This is a genomic window from Ruegeria sp. CDSB013, from assembly GCF_059611165.1.
Genome location: NZ_JBXWPA010000006.1, coordinates 19,077 through 38,416 on the forward strand (window position 1 = coordinate 19,077; position 19,340 = coordinate 38,416).

General features: G+C 55.1%; 16 protein-coding genes. 5 read left to right on the forward strand and 11 right to left on the reverse strand.

All coding sequences use genetic code 11. From position 1 onward, the window contains the following. Positions 1-11 precede the first annotated feature (11 nt). From AC2FJF_RS11880 to AC2FJF_RS11900, 5 genes are all read left to right on the forward strand, one after another. Positions 12-1,634: a dihydroxyacetone kinase subunit DhaK gene (locus AC2FJF_RS11880; RefSeq protein ID WP_496725588.1), complete on the forward strand. Its 1,623-nt coding sequence runs from the start codon at positions 12-14 to the stop codon at positions 1,632-1,634. Between the two features lie 37 nt (positions 1,635-1,671). Then, positions 1,672-2,700 (forward strand): LacI family DNA-binding transcriptional regulator, encoded by a 1,029-nt coding sequence (locus AC2FJF_RS11885; RefSeq protein ID WP_496725589.1) that lies wholly within the window; start codon positions 1,672-1,674, stop codon positions 2,698-2,700. Between the two features lie 27 nt (positions 2,701-2,727). Beyond that, positions 2,728-3,783 carry a sugar phosphate isomerase/epimerase family protein gene (locus AC2FJF_RS11890; RefSeq protein WP_496725590.1) on the forward strand — a complete coding sequence of 352 codons (1,056 nt, stop codon included), beginning with the start codon at positions 2,728-2,730 and terminating at the stop codon, positions 3,781-3,783. Next, on the forward strand, positions 3,783-4,937 hold the full coding sequence (locus tag AC2FJF_RS11895; RefSeq protein WP_496725591.1) for a Gfo/Idh/MocA family protein: 1,155 nt from the start codon (positions 3,783-3,785) through the stop codon (positions 4,935-4,937). Before AC2FJF_RS11890 ends, AC2FJF_RS11895 begins: the two co-directional genes overlap by 1 nt. A 130-nt stretch (positions 4,938-5,067) precedes the next feature. Further along, positions 5,068-5,529 carry an SDR family oxidoreductase gene (locus AC2FJF_RS11900; protein WP_496725592.1) on the forward strand — a complete coding sequence of 154 codons (462 nt, stop codon included), beginning with the start codon at positions 5,068-5,070 and terminating at the stop codon, positions 5,527-5,529. Between the two features lie 288 nt (positions 5,530-5,817). On the opposite strand, the gene AC2FJF_RS11905 is transcribed toward AC2FJF_RS11900, so the two are convergent. The 11 genes from AC2FJF_RS11905 to AC2FJF_RS11955 form a co-directional block, all read right to left on the reverse strand. Beyond that, positions 5,818-6,873, reverse strand: a complete 1,056-nt coding sequence (locus AC2FJF_RS11905; RefSeq protein WP_496725593.1) for an ABC transporter ATP-binding protein — start codon at positions 6,871-6,873, stop codon at positions 5,818-5,820. Next, positions 6,873-8,120 (reverse strand): MGH1-like glycoside hydrolase domain-containing protein, encoded by a 1,248-nt coding sequence (locus tag AC2FJF_RS11910; protein ID WP_496725594.1) that lies wholly within the window; start codon positions 8,118-8,120, stop codon positions 6,873-6,875. Before AC2FJF_RS11910 ends, AC2FJF_RS11905 begins: the two co-directional genes overlap by 1 nt. A 5-nt stretch (positions 8,121-8,125) precedes the next feature. Further along, positions 8,126-9,334, reverse strand: a complete 1,209-nt coding sequence (locus AC2FJF_RS11915; RefSeq protein WP_496725595.1) for a carbohydrate ABC transporter permease — start codon at positions 9,332-9,334, stop codon at positions 8,126-8,128. Further along, entirely contained in the window at positions 9,334-10,569 is a 1,236-nt protein-coding gene (locus tag AC2FJF_RS11920; RefSeq protein ID WP_496725596.1) for a carbohydrate ABC transporter permease, read from the reverse strand. The genes AC2FJF_RS11915 and AC2FJF_RS11920 overlap by 1 nt, the downstream gene beginning before the upstream one ends. A 66-nt stretch (positions 10,570-10,635) precedes the next feature. Further along, on the reverse strand, positions 10,636-11,991 hold the full coding sequence (locus AC2FJF_RS11925) for an ABC transporter substrate-binding protein (RefSeq protein WP_496725597.1): 1,356 nt from the start codon (positions 11,989-11,991) through the stop codon (positions 10,636-10,638). Next, positions 11,988-13,082, reverse strand: coding sequence for a LacI family DNA-binding transcriptional regulator (locus AC2FJF_RS11930; protein ID WP_496725598.1), 1,095 nt, complete (start codon positions 13,080-13,082; stop codon positions 11,988-11,990). The genes AC2FJF_RS11925 and AC2FJF_RS11930 overlap by 4 nt, the downstream gene beginning before the upstream one ends. Before the next feature lie 703 nt (positions 13,083-13,785). Further along, positions 13,786-14,163, reverse strand: a complete 378-nt coding sequence (locus AC2FJF_RS11935; RefSeq protein ID WP_496725599.1) for a hypothetical protein — start codon at positions 14,161-14,163, stop codon at positions 13,786-13,788. 5 nt (positions 14,164-14,168) lie between these two features. Beyond that, complete coding sequence (locus AC2FJF_RS11940) at positions 14,169-14,762, reverse strand: hypothetical protein (RefSeq protein ID WP_496725600.1); 594 nt, start codon at positions 14,760-14,762, stop codon at positions 14,169-14,171. A gap of 361 nt (positions 14,763-15,123) precedes the next feature. Continuing rightward, positions 15,124-15,771 carry a glycine-rich domain-containing protein gene (locus AC2FJF_RS11945; RefSeq protein ID WP_496725601.1) on the reverse strand — a complete coding sequence of 216 codons (648 nt, stop codon included), beginning with the start codon at positions 15,769-15,771 and terminating at the stop codon, positions 15,124-15,126. A 403-nt stretch (positions 15,772-16,174) separates the two neighbouring features. Beyond that, positions 16,175-17,692 carry a M81 family metallopeptidase gene (locus tag AC2FJF_RS11950; RefSeq protein ID WP_496725602.1) on the reverse strand — a complete coding sequence of 506 codons (1,518 nt, stop codon included), beginning with the start codon at positions 17,690-17,692 and terminating at the stop codon, positions 16,175-16,177. Further along, entirely contained in the window at positions 17,689-19,338 is a 1,650-nt protein-coding gene (locus AC2FJF_RS11955; protein ID WP_496725603.1) for an amidohydrolase, read from the reverse strand. Before AC2FJF_RS11955 ends, AC2FJF_RS11950 begins: the two co-directional genes overlap by 4 nt. Positions 19,339-19,340: the final 2 nt, after the last annotated feature.

A 19,340-nucleotide genomic window follows, 5' to 3' on the forward strand; every position in this document is an offset into this window, starting at 1 on the left:
GGAGCAAAAGCATGGCCAAGTTCCTCAACACAAAAGAAACACTGGTGACAGAGGCCATAGACGGTCTTCTCGCGTCATCAGGAGGACGGCTTACCCGATTGGATGGATACCCGCACATCAAGGTTGTCTACAGGTCGGATTGGGAAAAGTCGAAAGTCGCCTTGGTTTCCGGCGGCGGGTCTGGTCACGAACCTGCCCACGCAGGGTTTGTCGGCGCCGGTATGCTCACGGCAGCAATCTGCGGAGAAGTGTTCGCCTCGCCATCGGTCGAGGCGGTTTTGGCTGGCATTCTTGCGGTTACGGGCGAGGCTGGGTGCCTGCTTATTGTCAAAAATTACACCGGTGATCGATTGAACTTTGGACTGGCGGCCGAACGCGCCCGTGCGTTGGGCCGCAAAGTAGAGATGGTCGTAGTTGATGATGACATCGCCCTGCCCGACCTTCCGCAACCACGTGGCGTGGCAGGTACATTGTTCGTGCACAAAATAGCCGGAGCGCTTGCCGAAAGTGGTGCTGATCTCGACACCGTCACCGCCGCAGCAAGACGCATCATAGCCAAGGTCGTGAGCATCGGTATGAGCCTGGACACCTGTACCGTTCCTGGGTCTCCGAAAGAGGACAGGATTGCGCCCGGCAAAGCAGAGCTTGGCTTGGGCATCCACGGTGAACCCGGTGTACAGCAAGTCGAATTCTCGAATGCCGTATCGGCCATGTCCACAGTGGTGGAGAAGCTAAAGCAAAGGATGGGATCCGGGGATCGTGTGGCGCTGGTCAACAACCTTGGGTCCACAACACCGCTAGAAATGGCTGTCCTCACGCATGCCCTGTCTGAAACAGGTATCGCCCACCATATCATCGGCCCGGCACCAATGATGACATCGCTGGATATGCACGGGTTTTCTGTTTCCATTCTGCCTGTAGATCAGGACGATTTATCGGCACTCGAGGCTCCTGTTGATCTGGCGGCTTGGCCCGGCGTCAATTCCATCGACCCGATAAAAGTAGCGCCCTTGCCTGATGGCCTGACCCCGATCGATCCAATTCCTTCGAACAACCCTGCCACAAGGGAAACGATCGCTCGTTTGTCTGAACTTCTCATCAACGCAGAGAAGAACCTGAACGAGTTGGACGCGAAATCCGGAGATGGCGATACGGGAAGCACACTCGCCACTGCCGCAAGAGCATTGCAAGGTAGCCTTGACCGCATGCCGCTTGCTGATCTGACGCAACTGTTTCCGGCACTAGGCAATGAGTTGAGCCAGACAATGGGTGGTTCTTCCGGCGTTATACTCGCAATTTTCTTCAACGCAGCTGGCGATGCCTGTGCGAGCGGGGCTTCGATACCGAAGTCTTTGGTCGTAGGCCTGAATCGCGTCAGCCAGGTTGGGGGTGCCAAGGTCGGTGACAGGACAATGATTGACGCACTGGCACCAGCACTTGCCGCACTACCATCTAGTCTGACGCATGCAGCCGAGGCTGCCCGCGAAGGCGCGAACAACACCGCAAATATTCGCCGTGCGAAGGCGGGCCGCGCGGCCTATGTTCCCGAAGAAAACCTAGTTGGACATAACGATCCCGGCGCTGAAGCTGTTGCATTGTTGTTTGAAGGCTTAGCACGGGAGATTGAGGGCTGAGGAACACGTGGAAGATCAAAAACAAAAACTAAAATTGGTGAAAAAGCCAACCGTCAATGACATCGCTCGCGTGGCGGGTGTCAGCCTGGCGACCGTTGATCGGGTCTTGAACAGGCGCCCCGGCGTGCGAGCAGTGACTGTACAGAAAGTACAGAAGGCGATTGATGAGCTGGGGTATGTGCGCGACACCGCCGCAGCCAACCTGGCGCGAAACCGCGTCTATAATTTCCTCTTTGTTTTACCAGACACGGACAACGAGTTTGTGGAGGCAATAAGCAGTCAGATCGCTGAACAAACACGTGACCAATTTATCCAACGGACGCGCATTGCAGTAAAGAACGTCGCTCCGTTCGAGCCGCAAGATATCGTCAATATTTTGGATGCTGTCGACAGTTTGGACGTTGACGGAGTCGCCGTTTTCGGGCCCGAGACCCCTTCTGTCCGCGACGCTGTAAAAAGGCTCAGGGAAAAAGGCGTTCCGGTTGTTGCCTTGGTGTCTGACTTGCCAAGTTCTGAGCGAGACCACTTTGTCGGAATTGATAACGTTTCGGCAGGACGAACCGCAGCTCAGCTGATGGGAAGATTTGTCCATCGCGAAGGCAAGGTCTTGGTTCTTACAGGATCCCGTTTGGCGCGTGACCACCTGGAGCGTCGTCAAGGCTTTGACCTTGTTGTGGCTGAGGAATTTCCGCACCTCAAAGTCGTAGCGTCTGTCGAGGGCCGGGATGACCCGGATCTGATTTACAGGATGATGCCCGAAATCTTTGAAACCTATCCGGATCTGGTCGGAATATACTCGTCAGCAGCGGGCAATGCGGGCCTCATTCAATTTCTTTCAGAGAACAAACTCAGCAAAGATCTGGTGATCATAGCTCATGAGCTTACTCCGCTCAGTCGTGAGGCGCTTAGGCTTGGCACATTTGACGCCTTAATCTCGCAAGACACCGGGCACATTGTTCGCTCTGCCGTCCGTCTATTGCGCGCAACTTCGGACAAAGTTCCGTTCAACAAAGCACAGGAACGTATCCGTATCGACATCTATCTGAAGGAAAATTTACCGCCATAGAGGCTTAGGTTTTGGGGAGGAAATTTTATGAAGAAAATCAAAGGTCCAGCTTTGTTTCTTGCGCAATTCGCGGGGGACGAAGCGCCGTTCAATTCGTGGGACGCGATCACTAAATGGGCGGCGGACTGTGGATACAAGGGCGTTCAGGTTCCTAGTTGGGACGGCCGGTTGTTCGATCTGGAACAAGCCTCGTCCAGCGCCAGTTATTGCGATGATTTTAAAGGCATAGCCAAGGAAAATGGCATCGAAGTCACTGAACTTTCAACCCACCTTCAGGGCCAACTTGTGGCCGTTCACCCGGCCTATGACAGCGCGTTTGATGGTTTTGCAGCCGAAAGCGTCAGGGGAAACCCGAAAGCCCGGCAAGAATGGGCGGTAGACCAAGTCAAAAAAGCGCTATCTGCTTCGAAAAACTTGGGTATTTCAGCGCATGCGACATTCTCAGGCGCATTGGCATGGCCTTATGTCTATCCTTGGCCGCAGCGCCCTGCAGGCTTGATCGAAACGGCATTTGAGGAGCTTGCTCGTCGTTGGGTGCCAATACTGGATCACGCCGAGGAATGCGGCGTTGACGTCTGTTATGAAATTCACCCAGGTGAGGACCTCCACGACGGCGTGACGTACGAGATGTTTCTCGAACGGACAGGAAATCACCCACGCGCTTGCATGTTGTACGACCCGTCGCACTACGTGCTGCAATGCCTCGACTATCTGGACAATATCGACATCTACAAAGATCGGATCCGGATGTTCCATGTCAAAGATGCCGAGTTTAACCCGACCGGCCGCCAGGGTGTTTATTCCGGGTATCAAAGCTGGGTCGATCGTGCCGGGCGCTTCCGGTCGCTTGGTGATGGCCAGGTAGATTTCGGGGCGGTCTTCTCAAAAATGGCCGCGAATGACTTTGATGGCTGGGCTGTGGTCGAATGGGAATGCTGTCTCAAACACCCCGACGATGGAGCGCGTGAAGGCGCTCAGTTTGTGTCAGATCACATTATCCGTGTGACCGAGAAAGCCTTTGATGATTTCGCTGATGGTGGCGCAGACGAAGCAGCCAATCGTAAAATGCTGGGGATTGAGTGATGGTCACAGGACGCAATGAAGAAACTTCGGGCCGCATTCGACTTGGCATGGTTGGCGGCGGGAACGACGCCTTCATAGGCGGCGTTCATCGAATAGCGGCGCGATTGGACGACAAGTTTGATTTGGTTGCCGGTGCTTTGTCTTCGACGCCAGAGAAATCTCTTGAAAGTGGTCATGCATTAGGGCTCGAACGGGTCTATGAAGACTTCAAACAAATGGCGATCAGGGAAGCCCGGTTGAAATCTGGGATCGAGGCGGTCTCAATCGTCACGCCAAATCACGTTCACTATGCAGCCGCACGTGAGTTCCTGAAACGCGGTATTCATGTAATTTGTGACAAGCCACTCACCTCGACCCTTGCCGACGCAAAGAAACTGGTCAAAGCAGCAGAAAGCGCGAATGCTTTATTCATTTTGACCCACAATTACACGGGCTATCCGCTGGTTCGGCAGGCACGTGAAATGGTCGCTAACGGAGATATTGGCAAGATCCGCGTTGTTCAGGTTGAGTACCCGCAGGACTGGCTGACCGAGCAGCAGGATTTCAAACAGGCTGAGTGGCGAACCGATCCAGAACGCTCGGGCGCGGGTGGTTCAACCGGTGACATCGGAACCCATGCTTACAACCTCGCTTGCTTTGTAACCGGGCTGAAAGCGGAAAGCCTCGCGGCGGACTTGCAGGCCTTTGTGCCGGGGCGCAAAGTCGATGATAACGCGCACGTCTTGCTTCGCTTTGAAGGCGGAGCGCGTGGTATGCTGTGGTCTTCTCAGGTGGCTCCCGGCAATGAAAACGCACTTCGTTTGCGCGTCTACGGCGAAAAAGGTGGGTTTGAGTGGTCTCAGGAAGATCCCAATTATCTTTGGTTCACGCCATACAACGAACCCAAGCGTTTGATCACCCGAAATGGAGCTGGAGCTGGTGACGCAGCCAATCGGTTGAGTAGAGTTCCTCCGGGACATCCCGAGGGATACCTTGAGGGGTTCGCGAATATCTATGGAGAGGCAGCAGAGGCGATCCAAGCCTTCCGAAATGGGATTTCACCTGACGTGTCGGTTGTTTATCCAACAGTTCATGACGGACTCAATGGTGTTAAATTTGTGGCTGCATGCGTGCAAAGTTCTTCAAGGAATGCGGCTTGGGTCAATTTAACTTAAAATCTGGTTGTGGGCATAAGGCAGAAATCTTGGAAGGCAGCGCGGGTATCTGCCAATAATCGAAGCGCACGCAACCTATAGATGAACACTCCTGAGCAACAAACCGCGAACGTCCCTGAATAGGCGATATGTGAAGCGACCTATAGTTGAGTGGGCCCCGCATCTGCGGACCAACGAACCATCACTTCACCGCGCCAGATATGTTGCCGCGCGAGAAGTGTTGCCCATGTTGGTCAAAGGCGGCTCCATCACGTTCTTTTCGGGCGTGCTCAGCCGCCGCCCATCCGCCGGGGCCACGGGCTTGGGCGCAGTTAACGCGGCGGTCGAAGCCCTGGCGAAAGGGCTGGCGCTGGAGTTGGCTGGTCGGGCGCGGGTCAATTGCATCAGCCCCGGCATGGTCGCAACCGAAGCCTACGCCGCAATGGCGGAAGATGCACGTGAAGTCATGTATGCACAGACAGGTGACCGCCTGCCCGTAGGACGGGTCGGCCAGGCAGAGAGTATTGCACAAGCCGTGGTCATGGCTATGACAAACGGGTTTTTAAGTGGCTCAATTCTGGATGTCGATGGCGGCCACCTTGTGCGTGATTGAGAATTGACCCATCTCCAACGTTAAGAACAGGGCTTGCCAATAATATTGTGACAGGACCAATCAGGGTCTTGGCTCAGCTTTTCGGCCTCTTCTTCTGACGCGGCCTCGCTCGGATCTTCGAAGAACCCGCAACACCGACATCCGAGTAGGTCCCTCGATTTGGGCTGACAACAGCAACCCGCTTTGAAAGGGGTGGCTTCGGCTTCAGTTCTTCAGGTTCGGCTGTGCACTCCCTGTGTTCTCGAGCGTCAAAGGCCAAGAATGTGTAATAGGTACCGGTGCGTTCAGCTATCCAAGCCCCAGAGCCTGCCCGTCTTTATCAAAAAAATGCAGATTGTCGGTTGGGAAGTGCAGACCAATCTGGGTGCCCGGTGTAAGGTCCGTATCGCCGTTCAGACGGACTGTGGCCTTGTCTTCGCCTCCACAATCCACAATCAGGAAAGTATCTGCACCCAGGTATTCGATCACCTCGATGACGCCGTCAGTTTGACCTTCGCCCGCAGCAGCCACCTGAATGTGTTCGGGGCGGATGCCAAGCTTTGTGGCGGCTGCAGATCGTGAAAACGGGCCGCTGCGGCCGTGCTCAAGTTGGAAACTATCACCGTCGGTCGTGCAGGGCAGGATATTCATCTTTGGACTTCCGATAAACTGGGCCACGAACAGGTTCGCAGGGCGTTCATAGAGTTCGCGCGGCGTACCGACCTGAGCGATCTTGCCGTATTCTAAAACCACGATGCGGTCGGCCAATGTCATCGCTTCGACCTGGTCGTGCGTCACGTAGATCATCGTGCGCTTGAGGCTTTGGTGCAGCTTGGCGATCTCATACCTCATCTCGACTCGCAGGGCGGCGTCAAGGTTGGAAAGCGGCTCGTCAAACAGGAAAGCGGTGGGATCGCGGACGATGGATCGGCCGATAGCCACCCGTTGCCGCTGACCACCAGAAAGGTCTTTTGGTCTGCGTTCCAGGAACGGTCCAAGCTTGAGAACCTCTGCTGCGCGGTTGACCTGTTCGGTGATTTCCGCCTTGGGAACACCGGCAACCTTCAAAGAGAACCCCATGTTCTCGGCGACTGTCAGATGTGGATACAGCGCGTAGGATTGGAACACCATCGTCAGGCCGCGCTTTGAGGGCGGGTGATCCGTGACATCGCTGTCATTGATCTGCAGCGACCCGCGCGAGATATCCTCGAGCCCGCCGATCATGCGCAACAAAGTGGATTTACCGCAGCCCGATGGGCCGACGAAGACGATGAACTCGCCCTCCTCGATCTTGAGGTCCACGCCTTTGATGACCTGGGCCGAGCCGAACCATTTTTCGACTGATTTTAGTTCGATGCTACCCATCAGGCCCTCCCTGCCCAGTGAAGCCAAACCGCTGCCGTCCAAGAGAACGCCTTACCGCCAGCCGGGCTCCCGGTTATTGGATCGAAGTATTCTGCGAAACCGAAGCCCGAGATCAGATCTCCGGTTTTTTTGCGCAACTGATCTGCTTGCTCGGTGTGACCCAGATCCTGCAACCCGAAGCCAATCATCATGTTCATGAAGGCCCAAGTGGGCCCGCGCCAATAGCGGCGCGAGTCGAATTTCGGCATTTCTGGATCATAGCTTGGAACCGGATAGGGCACGGTTTCCAGCGTGGTTTTCAAACGTTTCAGCATCTTGCCTGATTCAATACCGGCATACCAGCACAGGTAAGACGCATTCGATACGCTGCCTGCCATCTCGCCGGTATGTGCGTCGCGCGCGTCAAAGCTGCCCACCTCTTCGTTCCAAAGTGAGCGAGCACCAACTTCCAGCATTTCGATATCCGCGCTTAAGCCTTCAGCTGCCAGGTCAAGCTGCTCACTGATCACCAACAAGTCCCGCGCGGCCCGTAATGTGGTGAAGGTCATCGTCGGATCGGCGACACGGAACGGGTTCAGCGACAGCAGTTCCTGCTGATCCCACCCAGCATTTCGACCGATCTGTACCAGCTTGATGTATCGGTCATAGTCGAACTTTGTCGGGCGGTCCTCGCTGTTTACATGGCTGGTATCGCGGCGTTGATATTCTCCCACATCTGACGCATCCATGCGCACCATAGAGTTGTCCCAGTCAGGCGCGTTGTCGCGACCCGCTTCCCAAGGGTGTGTTGTGCAAACAGCCCCGAATTCATCCAATCGCCATTTCATGATCCAGTGGTGCCAAGCCAGCAGCTTGGGGAATAGCGCCTTCATCCGCGCGTCTCCAAACGAAGTATCCTGTTCCCAGATTTTGCGCGCCATCGTGGCCGCAATGGGTGGTTGGATAATGCCCGAGGAGGGGATTGGACCGTTGCAGCCCCAGACATCAGGACCGGGAAAATACCCCTCGTCTTGCTGGTGGAACAGGATGTGCGGCACCATGCCGTTGTCCCATTGTCCGGTAAACAGCGTCTCGATCTCGGCCCAGGCGCGGTCAAGGTCGAACTGGGCAAATCCAAGCGCAGTAATCGCGCTGTCCCAGTTCCATTGGTATGGGTACAGCCCTTCTGTTGGGATCGTGTAACCGCCGCGATCATTGGCGATCAGGATATTGCGCGCCTCGCGGTCTGGGTTTGTGTGTTGGTTCATCTCGGTCATCCTTTGACGGACCCCGCTGTGAGGCCTTTGGTCATGAAACGTTCAAGCCCCAGGAACAGCGCCATGATCGGAACGGTGGCGATCACCGCACCGGCCATCAGGTGCTGACGGGGAATTTCTGAGGAGTTCAGCATCGTGACCCCTCGGGTCAGGGTGAATTTCGACGGGTCGTCCAGAAGCATGAAGGCCAGCAGGAACTCGTTCCAGGCAATCATGAAGACATAGAGCGAGACCGACGCCAGCGCTGGCAAGCTCAGCGGCAGGGTGATCTTCCAGATCACTGCCAGACGGGACAGGCCGTCCATCAGGCCTGCCTCTTCCACCTCGATCGGCAGGCCACGGAAGTAACCTTGCAGCATGTAAAGCGCGACGGGGATTGTCGTGACCGGGTAGATCATAACGATGCCTAGGATCGAATTGCGCAGACCAGTCAGCGAGAATGCAATATAGATCGGCAGCGCCAGAACGATCATCGGGACCATGTAAATAAGCAGGATCGAGCGAGAGAACGCCTTTTGCCCCTGAAACCGGAAACGAGCCACGGCGTAGGCACCGGGTACGCTGAACAGTAGCGTGATGAACACGGTCAGCACCGAAACATAGAAAGACGTCCAAAGATAGGTGCCGAAATTGAAGTCGCGGAACAATTCAGTGTAGCTGCGGAACAGGGCGGTTCCCTGGGTTAGGTCCACCGAGAAATCCAGCGGGTTCTGCAACAATGCTTGCTGGGATTTCAGGCTGGTCATCACCATCACGTAGAAGGGGATGATCACGATCGCCGTGAAAAAGATATAGCCGAAACCGGTGCAGAACCGGATCACCGCGTCCTCGTATTCATGGCGGGTGAGCTCACCGATCGGTGTTTCCTTCAGAATCGCCGCCATCGACAGATGCATCACGACGGCAATACCGATCACAGTCACCAGCACGGCCTGCATTGATGTGTCAGAGCCGATCAGAACCGGGCCAAGTCCGGTGAGGCTGGACAGGCCCAACAGTGCTGAGATGCCCAGACGCGCGGGCGCGCGCTGTAGCGGGAACCGGACATAGACGAGACCCGCCAACGCGCCCCATATCAGGCTCAGCAAGACCTGCGGCCGGAATGCGTCGCCTGTTGAGAACGACATGGTGATGGCGGCGGTGGTTGCGATCACCACCATCCAGAGCGCGCCCAGAACCGGGCCGGTAACATACCCTTTTCGCATCACAGACCCTCCTCTCGGCTGATGAAGCGGAAGAAGACAAAGCTGAAGGCAATCAGGCACATCAGGATCACCACGGCCACCGCCGCCCCTGCCCCGATGTTCGAGATCGCAAAGGCTTGTTCATAGACATTCACAGTCAGCGTGCGGGTGCCCGCATTGCCGCCGGTCAGCAAGAAGATGTCGTCGAATTTGTTGAACGTCCAAATGAAGCGCAGAAGGAACAGCACTGACAGAATGCCCAACAGTTGTGGGATGCTCAGCAGCCAGAACTTCTGGAACGGCGAGGCCCCGTCCATATCCGCCGCCTCGTACATGCTGCTGTCGATGGATTGCATTCGCGCCAGAATGAACAGGAAAGACAGCGGGAAGTAGCGCCAGATTTCGAACACTGTCACCATGATCAGCGCCAAGGGGCGTTCGCCGAAAAAGTTGATCGGTTCACTGCTCAGCCCCATTTGAACCAACAGTGCATTGGCTGAGCCTGAGAACGGATCAAACAATGTAACCCAAGTGAACGCCACTGCGATCACCGGAGCGACATACGGGAACAGGTAGAGACCGCGTATGAACCCTTGGCCGCGGAAACTTTTGTTAAGCAGCAGGGCCGCGAACAACCCCATGACCAATGCCCCGATGGTTCCGAAGACGGTGTAGAACAGCGTCACCCAAAGCACGCCCCAGAACTCTGACCCATCGAAGACACGGGCGTAGTTTTCCAGGCTGAATTCGAGGTTTGTCAGCACATTGGGGCCGCTGCCTGTGACACCAGGTTCCGACCCTTCGACCAACTCTTCGAACGCGTCAGGGTCGCCGTCAACGGTTACCGGAATACGAATTCTCTCGCGTTGGCCGCCATCCAAGATACCAAAATCGCAGAACAGGTCTTGCCCGTCCAGCACACACGGTTCCGCGATTTCATCAGTGGGTGTCATGCCCTCAGGCAGCACATCACTCAGAGTGACGCCGCCAATAGCAATCTCCTGACTGGAATTGCGAAGGCGATACTCGATCCGCAGATCATCGCCCGATCCACGCAAGCTTTCTCGGACAACCGGCGCAGGTGGGCGCAGGTCGGACAGGGTAAAAGGCTTGAAGCTGATCCAGATGATCGCCAGCAGCGGCAGGATCACAACAAGAGACACGCTTATCACGGTCGGAGCCAGCAATGCCCAGGCCAGGCGCGCTTCGCGCTTGGCAAGAGCCCCGGTTCCGGTCGGTGGGGTGGCCGAAGACATAAGAGACCTCAGAGGGTTGGGTGCAGCGGCGAAAATGCCGCTGCAGTTGCCGGTTGAGACAGAGTTTTACTGAACCTTGGCAAGCTCTTCGTTCATGGCTGCGACTGCGGCAGCAGCGTCAATCTCATCGTCGATATATTGACGAACGACACGGTTGATGGCCTGAGAGTTGATCATCTTCGACGCCAAAGAGAGCTGCCCGTCGGTTACACCCCAGCGCTGCGCGACATCCAAACCTCCGACGATCTCATCAATCATGGCCTGATCGTACAGTTTACCCAAAGGTGCTTTGCGATCCACACCTACCGGCAGTTCCGCCCAAGCGTCGGCAAAAGCTGTTGGATTGTCAGCATTTCCGCGACGTACCGGAAACTTGCCTTCGGGTGCGATGGCCAGAGTTTGCGTATAACCGTCATCCATCGCGAACTTCACAAAGTCCATCGCAGCGTCGGTATCGGCATCACTGGTGATCCCGAAATACCGCACGTCACCCCAGGCAGCACCGTCTGGGTTGGATGGGCCGGAGAAATTAGTGACGATACCCGTCTTTGTCGCCAGCTCGCTCGACGTCGGGTCGTCGGAAATGGTCGGCGGGGCGCTGTCACGCAGACCGGCCAGCTCGTCCAAAATGAACGGCGACCAGATGATCATTGCGGCCTTGCCATCGAAGTACAGCTCGCGGGACTGCTTCCAATACAGCTCACCGGGGGGCGACGCTTTCGAGATCGCCTTGTAGAAATCCAAAACCTCGGTGGTTTTGACTTCGTCCAGCGGTTGGAAGCCGTCGGGACCCACAGGGCTTACGCCGTTGGCAAGGAACACATGTTCCAGAACCTGGCTCATGAAGTTCTCATCAACTTTGGTCGCGGCAACAAATCCGTACATTTCTGGCGGGTTGTGCAGTTTCTCCAAAGCAGCCAACACGTTGGCAAACGAACTCGGGGCATCCAGTCCGGCTTCGTCGAACAGGTCCTTGCGATAGACGACCATTTGAGTCCAGCCATCGACCGGCACGGATGCGGTTTCATCGTTGAAGGCTGCCATAGTCAGCGCACCGGGCGCGAAGGTATCGGCCCCCAATTCTTCGATCACTTCGGTTGCGGCTTCGGTGTCCAGAATACCCGCTTCTGCCCAAGGCAAGGCGTATTGCAGCGGATGGTAGACCACGTCCGGCAAATCTCCGGCCGCGAAGGCAGCAGTGGCACGAGTGCCCAGGTCTGTTTCGGTTACCGGGATGACCTCAACTGTGGTGCCAGTTTCGGCTTTAAATTGATCCGCCATTTCCTGCTGCTTCGCCAAGCGTTCAGGCTGTTCCTCGGTCGTCCAAAAGCGAATTGTATCTGCTTGCGCAGATACCGCCGTCAAGACAATCGCGAGTGATGTTCCAAGCAGCAATCGAGATGCATTTGGTGAATGTTTCATAGGCGGTCTCCTCCCCGGTTATGATCATTGGAATTTCGTATTTTTTGCGCCAGCTCTTCAGGCGTCAGCCTTGGTGGCCCGTCAGATTTCCGTTCAATAAGAACTGCTTCTCTGATTTCGCGTAGATTTTTTGGTTCTTCACCTCTGGTCTGGCGTATGAGCAACGTAGCAAGACGCTCACCAGCACGCTGCGAGTCCACACTAAAGGTCGTCAGTCCTGGATTGACGTATTGGCATTCGGGAATGCCGTCATATCCAAGGATTGAAACGTCTTTTCCGATTTCAAGACCAAGCTCAGCGCAAACTGGATAACACCCTAAAGCAGCTAAGTCGGTCGCAAACACGATCGCGGTTGGCGGGTGTTCCAAATTTAACAGCGCCCGCGCTTCGATCGCCCCTTCTTCGCGTGTCCGGGCACCTTCTCGGATCAATTCGGGATCATCCCGCAAACCCGCAACTTTTTGACCTTCGAGATACCCGTCGCGGCGCAGGTGGCTGTAGTTGAACTTCGGATCACTGCCGACATAACCGATACGGCTATGGCCAAAGCTGACCAAGCGAACGACCGCATTCCGGATTGCCGTCTCACCGGATATATCAAACCATGACATATCATCCATAGGATCCGATTGGCCGTATTCTGTCCGCCCGTATAGGATAAATGGGACCTGCAATTCTTTGAGGTACTTTACCCGCGCGTCGTCCACTTCGGTCCGGGGCAAAATGAAACCATCTGCCTTGCGTTCTTCGACAAGACGTCCCAACACATTGAGCATATCTTTCCCGGACTTTGCCGTGGAAATTGTCATTGTCCAGTCCGACGCACTGGCTGCTTCGCAAGCGCCTGCCAGAAAATCCTGAAGAAACGGGTTGTGCTGGTCCGGTTCTTCGCTGTTGATGACCATCGCAATAGCGCGAACTTTTCCTGTTCGAATAGCCTGCGCGTGACTGAGCGGGCGATAGCCCATCTTTCTTGCCGTGACCTCAACTCTCTTTCGCGTGACTTCTGAGATGTCTGAATACCCGTTCAATGCGCGCGATACCGTGCTCTTTGAAAGCCCGAGATGATCCGCCAATTCGTCGAGTTTCACCCGCCGTGGCGGTGAGGGGTTCCTAGACTGAGATTGGCGATTTTGCAGATTGGGATTCGTTGTCATCCTACTACTTGTTCGCTCCGAAACCGGTTTCGGCAACAAAAAAGTCGAACGACCTCTCAGGTGACTTGTTTGAAACGTTAAACGTACTGTGTTCCGACGTTCACGCCGCCATCCCGGCGCTTCGGTGAGTTGACAAAATCCAGTCTGCCCCGGCGAGCATTCCAGTGGCACGCTATGGTCGCTTCGACTCGGAAATCTGGACCAGGGTTATTCACCATCCGCATCCGTACACCCGGCTTTAGGCAATCATCCTAGGCGCGTTACTTGCACTCGCACCCTGTTCCCACATGTGTCGCTAAATCCGTAACTGTTTCAGCGCGCTTGTTAGCCTGTTCCTAGAACTCGTACGAATAAACGAATAGATGGTTAAAGGCTCGGGGATTTTTCCTTTATCTCTCGACGTAAGCGCTGAAGGCAAATACCGAAGGTCAGCTATTGGACAGCCTGATCGATCAGATTGCACCCGTAGCGAATGGCCGCTTTCCGCCCATTCTTTAGAAAAGCAACGTGTTCTGGCACAAAAAGTAACGGCGCAGCCAGCTCCGCCGCAGTTGTTTTGGGGCCAGCGGGATTTGGACAAGCCAAACGCCTCTGGCCGTCAGGGGTAAGACGCTGCCTTCCCCCTCGGGCAACCCTATTAGACAACACCGTGTCCTCGGCTGAGCCTGCGGGCCGCACCACTATTGTCGAATAGCATTGCCTTGCCCCCATGCATCTCAGTGGTTGGCAGGCCGTTCGTAAGGCGCATGCGCTCGGCATACAGGTCGATGACGTTGACGGGCAGGTCCCACCCCAATGCCCAGAACGCCTCGATCTCGGCGGCAGCGAAGTAGGCCACCACTAGGCTGTTTGGACCGGTCGGGAACGGGGCCTTTTGGCCCAGTTCGTCTCCGAACCGACTCGTGACTTCCCCGGTCCACAGGTCCTTTGCCACAAGACAGATCACACGCATGGTGCCGTCATCCATCGGGATGAACTCGAAGTCGACCGAGATCGGGCGTAGGGGTAGGTACACCGTCTTCACTTCTCCCAGCGCCAGGCTTTCAGAACCGGGTGGCCAATGTCGACAATCAGGGCCTTTCGGAACGCCAACCGCATGATTGATACTAGTTCCACATCTTCCGGCCAGCGTGGTTTCTTGCGTTGAAACTCTGCAATATGCACGTCGTACTGGCCTGCATCGCGGCCCCAAGTCATGCGGACCCATTGGCCTTGGCCGTCAACACAGGCTTCATGCTTGGCTTCTGTAGCCGAGTGCATGTTTCCGTCGATGTCCGCCTCTTTAACCAGCAGGAGTTGGAGCTTCATGTTAGCGGTACAGATTAGATAGCCAGTCATGAATTGCAGGCCGCCTGAACCTTCCAACTCGTCCGCAATATCGAGTGTCAGGTAGTACGGCATCCGTTCCATATCCTCGCTGGTAGGGTCTATGAAAACCGGGATACCCGGGAAGACGCCGTCATGGTGAACGCGGAACCACACCTTTGTCTTGGTGAGAACCGGTATTGGCGACGGTTGCCGGATGATGGAGGGTCTGTCGCCGGACTTAGCGCGTTCCGCACGAACCTGCTCGGCTTGGGCGAAGACATCCTTGGCGCTTGACTTGCTTTGCATTTTTTAGCGGTTTTGCACGGCTGGAATTTTTTCGAAATTACCTTGGGGTTATTTCGGGCCGTCACAGTTTTCTGAATCGCTCATGATGCACCTACCGCATGAGCGTTTAGCCAGTCGTCAAGATCGGTTGTTTTGTAGACGATACAGCCCGCTATTTTAATGAAACGAGGCCCGTCCGACCGATTGCTTTGCACTCTAAGTTTAGCGAGTTTTGACGTTGATATGCCGCAATAGGCGGCGGCTGCATGGCAGCGGAGGTATGGGGTCGCGATTTTGGGTCAATCCGATCAAGGACGAAATTGCCGTCCTACGACCGTGATACGGCCCAGAGCAACCGTAGCCAGAATGAACGACTGGCGGCTCAATCGCCGCAGCCACCACCGTCGCCCGAAGCACAGTCACCTGCATCTTTGTCGGCAAAAGGGTCATCACTTTCAAAAATCAGCGTCAGCTCACTTCTGGAGGTCAGGCAATTGAGGGTGATCGCAAAACAGACAAGCGGTACGCTTAGCCAAAGCACTCCAAACAAAAGATCGCCACTTTGAACAATGGAACTAGCACCGATGCAAATGAACACCAGCAAGAAGATCAGCATTGTGAAAGTACCAACTCTGTCTTTCCGCTTCCAAATCCCTTTTGGGGGTGTTCCAAACAGGTTCGAATAGGCTTTGACTGTGGCTTTATAGTCATCCAGATGTTGGGGCCCTTGACTGCCGGGGTTGTGGTGTACTGTTTTGCCCAGCTTCTTGCAAAAGACATCCCAATAGTCGCGGCTGTGTTGCATGTGCAAATGCCAAACAAAATCGACCGCGCTTGAGGGGACGTTACGCTCTGGTCGCATGGCACAAAGATACATGAACTTTTGATATTCGGCGATAGCCACATTGGCGGTATCGCGAGAGATGCGGTTTTCGGCCATAAGTTGTTCAATGAATGGCTTGCCCGCAGCATCATCAGGCATTTTATGCGTCTTAATCAGCTCCCATAGCTGAGTATTGAGAGAGGTCATCGGAGCCTCCTATGTTTTCTCTTTTTCAATTTTTGACTAGCGCACAAATATGACAAGCATGTGACACCTTGCCGATCTTCTCGGCATGTCGAAGCACTCACAGATTACGTTTGATGTCCCGTTCTACGTTCGTCATCAAAACTTCCTCCACCCCCAATCAGGGAATTTGCAGGAAGCGTCCAGAGAGCCCGTGAATACCCGCACACTTGTAAAAAGTGCCGCTTGGGACACCACTCGCTGTTACACAGTACCCCCGCAATCAAGCGCCAGATTTGAACCCTCGGAAATGCGGCAGTGATTAGCAACAAAATGAGGGCGCGGATTTGGTATTCATTCTTTCATTGCCAAGCGATTATGTTCAAAAACTAGGGTAGCAACACACTGAGATTGGGTGGTTCAGAATTCAATAGACTTTCATTTTGTGTTGGCTAGAAGACGCACTGCGAGTGCTGGGCAACCTCCTGGTGATACAAGTGTAGGGGATTTTCTCGAGATCGCAGAGAAAGGCACCTGGCGAAGAGATCGAAAAAACATCGCTTGCAGTAGATTCGAAGTCTGCTCGGAAATGCGTCGTGCTTTTTACGCAAATCACTGAATAGTTTGTGGGATTCAGCCCTATATGGGTAAAATGTGCACGATCAAGGCATTGGTTGCGAATACTCGTCACAACGAGGTCAATCTCGGCCTCATACCCAACCAATCTTAGTGCTGCCGTCTTGCCGAGCGTCGCAACGCCGCCGCCATACATTTCTCCGGTATAGCGGCACGTGCCATCACCCACAGCAAGGACTTCAAACTCTGCCATGACCGGAACGTTGCCAGCCAGGTCAGACTTTGCGCCGATAGCTAAATTGACCAGCGCGCCTTCACCTGCCACATGGGCCTGATTTGCACTTTCCGGATCATGGAACAGACCCATCAGTACGCCTTTTACCCCGCCTTCAATCAGTGCCGCCAACAGTCCAGTGGTGTCGGACGTCCCGCCTGCCCCAGCATTATCTTGAACATCTGCCAGAACGACTGGCCCTACCCGACTTTGACCGCATGTCGAAACTGCCTCCTCCAAAGACAACATCGTGCAATCAAGATCTGCTTCCCGGGCCGCAAACAAGTTGACGATTTCTTCAGCGGCGGCGGCGGCGCTATCGGCAGTGGCTGCATAAGCAATGCACGATGGGCCGGTGTCGGGGAAATCCGCCGCCGTGAATCCAAGAGCGATCTCCGCCAGAATTCCCTGCTGCTCCAACCTTGTCGGCGTTAGATAAATTTCATCGAAAGGAGGAGAACCAGTGTATTGCGCATGCAGGGGGATGAGGTAAGGCACGGTCCGGAACGCCTTGTATAGGGCTCCGCCAGTTAGCAATCTTTGCAATACCGGAACGCACCTGGCACCTGTCTCTGCCATATCCAAATGAGGGTAAGTGCGAAAAACTGACAGGTAGTCCGCATGCGCCACCATCCGAGCCGAGACGTTGGCGTGTAGATCCAAACTTGCGACTACAGGAACAATGGAACCGACAACCTCTCGGATGCGGCGCAGAATCTCTCCTTCACCGTCAGCATGGCTTTCGGTGACCATTGCCCCATGGAGATCAAGATAGACGCCGTCGATCGGGCCTGCATCGCGAATACCGTCCAAAAGCATCCCGCAAATCGTCTCAAAGGCGTGATCGGTGACATGCGCGGACGGCTCGGCTGAGCACCACAGAATTGGCACAACCTCAAACCCAGCCGCTTTAGCGGTCGCAGCAAATCCTGCGATCGGTAAGTTCATGCCATCGGTTTCCAACAAGACCTTTTCGCCGCGCAACATTCCGGGCCAGGAATCCGCCATCTCAAACTCGTGCAGACCGGCCTTTGTCACACCAAAGCAGTTCGTTTCATGCTGGAACCCTGCGATCACAATACGCCCGGTCGTCATTTCGTACGCTCGATTACTTGTTCAGCATGCGGCACACCAAAGACAATTTGACCATTGCGGATCGTTTCAAGCACCTGTGTATCGGTCAGGTGCTCAGGAGCGATTAGTGGGTTACGCGAAAGGATAACGAAGTCAGCTACTTTACCCGGTTCGATAGACCCACGCTGATCTTCTTTGAAGACCTGCCAAGCGGCATCGATGGTCTGAGAACGCAAAGCTGACAGAACGCTGATCTTCTGATCCTCGCCCAGTACACGGCCTGAAGAGGTTTTCCGATTTACCGCGCAATGGGCCAGGTGGATCGGACGTGTTGGCGTGACCGATGCATCATTGTGGATCGTGTATCGCACGCCAAACCGTTCTGCTGATGCGGCCGGGGATATCCGCTCGGACCGCTCAGGCCCAAGGAAGGAGTCGTAATGGCGATCCCCCCAGAAATACACATGAGCGGGGAAGAAACTAACAGTAAGACCAAGCTGGGCCATGCGCTTAAGCTGATCATCCCGCAGGGCCTGACCGTGGATGATAGTATGACGGTGATCTTGGCGTGGGTGCGCCTGAAGCGCTTTTTCCACCGCATTAATGAACATCTCGGCACCGGCATCACCATTGCAGTGGCAATGAATCTGCAAGCCCGAACAATGGAGTTTGCTGACATCAGCATCCAGCTGCTCTTGCGAGGTGTAAACCATTCCGCAAGGATGATCTGGGTCCGTCGGCCTGAAATAAGGGGTCGACAGAAAGGCGGTCTGCAGTTGAAAGGCTCCATCCGTGAACAGTTTGCGCGGACCCAGTGTGAAATGCGGGTTGCCGGGCCAGTTCGCGCCGATCCATTGGGTACTTAGCTCTGGCTCCAGACTTCCGACGGGTAGCAGCTCGATATCAATTCCCGGATCCTGATCTGCGGGCAGGCTAGCGAAGTGATCCAGCATAGTTTGCGACGTCCAGGCATTTTGGGCATAGGTCACCCCATGGGTCAGATATTCGTCACGGCAGGCGTCAAAGCCCTGCCAGAACCTTTCGCGGTCGATCAGGAAATCGGTATCGCCCATCTCGCCCATGGCCGATAACCCTTCGATCAATCCCGTTAGGGCTCCGGTTTCGGGATCACGGCCAAAGCGGCCGCCCTCTGGGTCAGGTGTGTGACGGGTTACACCGCGCCTTTCCAGCGCAAGAGAATTGGCCACACCATTGTGGCCCGAGGCATGGATTACCCAGATTGGATGACGTTGCGATACGTCGTCCAACTCGGCCCGCGTCGGCATGCGACCTTCGAAAATAGAGGTATTGTCAATCGACACCCCCATGATCCATTCACCCTCGGGCGTTGCGTTGGCCTTTTCCCGAAGCCTGTCCAACGCCTGCGCCATGGTCCGGCAATCCCCTAAAGGAGGCGACGACAAGTCAACTCGGAACAGCCGAATGAACCCCGGATCCGGGAAATGCCCGTGCGGGTCAATAAACGCGGGCATCAGGGTGCGCCCCTGCAGGTTGCGTTCCTGAGTATCTGCAGGCATGCAAGCGCGCAGATCGGCCTCGGTTCCAACGTTCTTGATCTTGTCTCCTTCGGTCAGAACGGCCTCCGGCGAAGAATTCTGCGCATCCATAGTCAGGATTGTGCCGTTGAAAAAAAGTGTACTTGGCATTG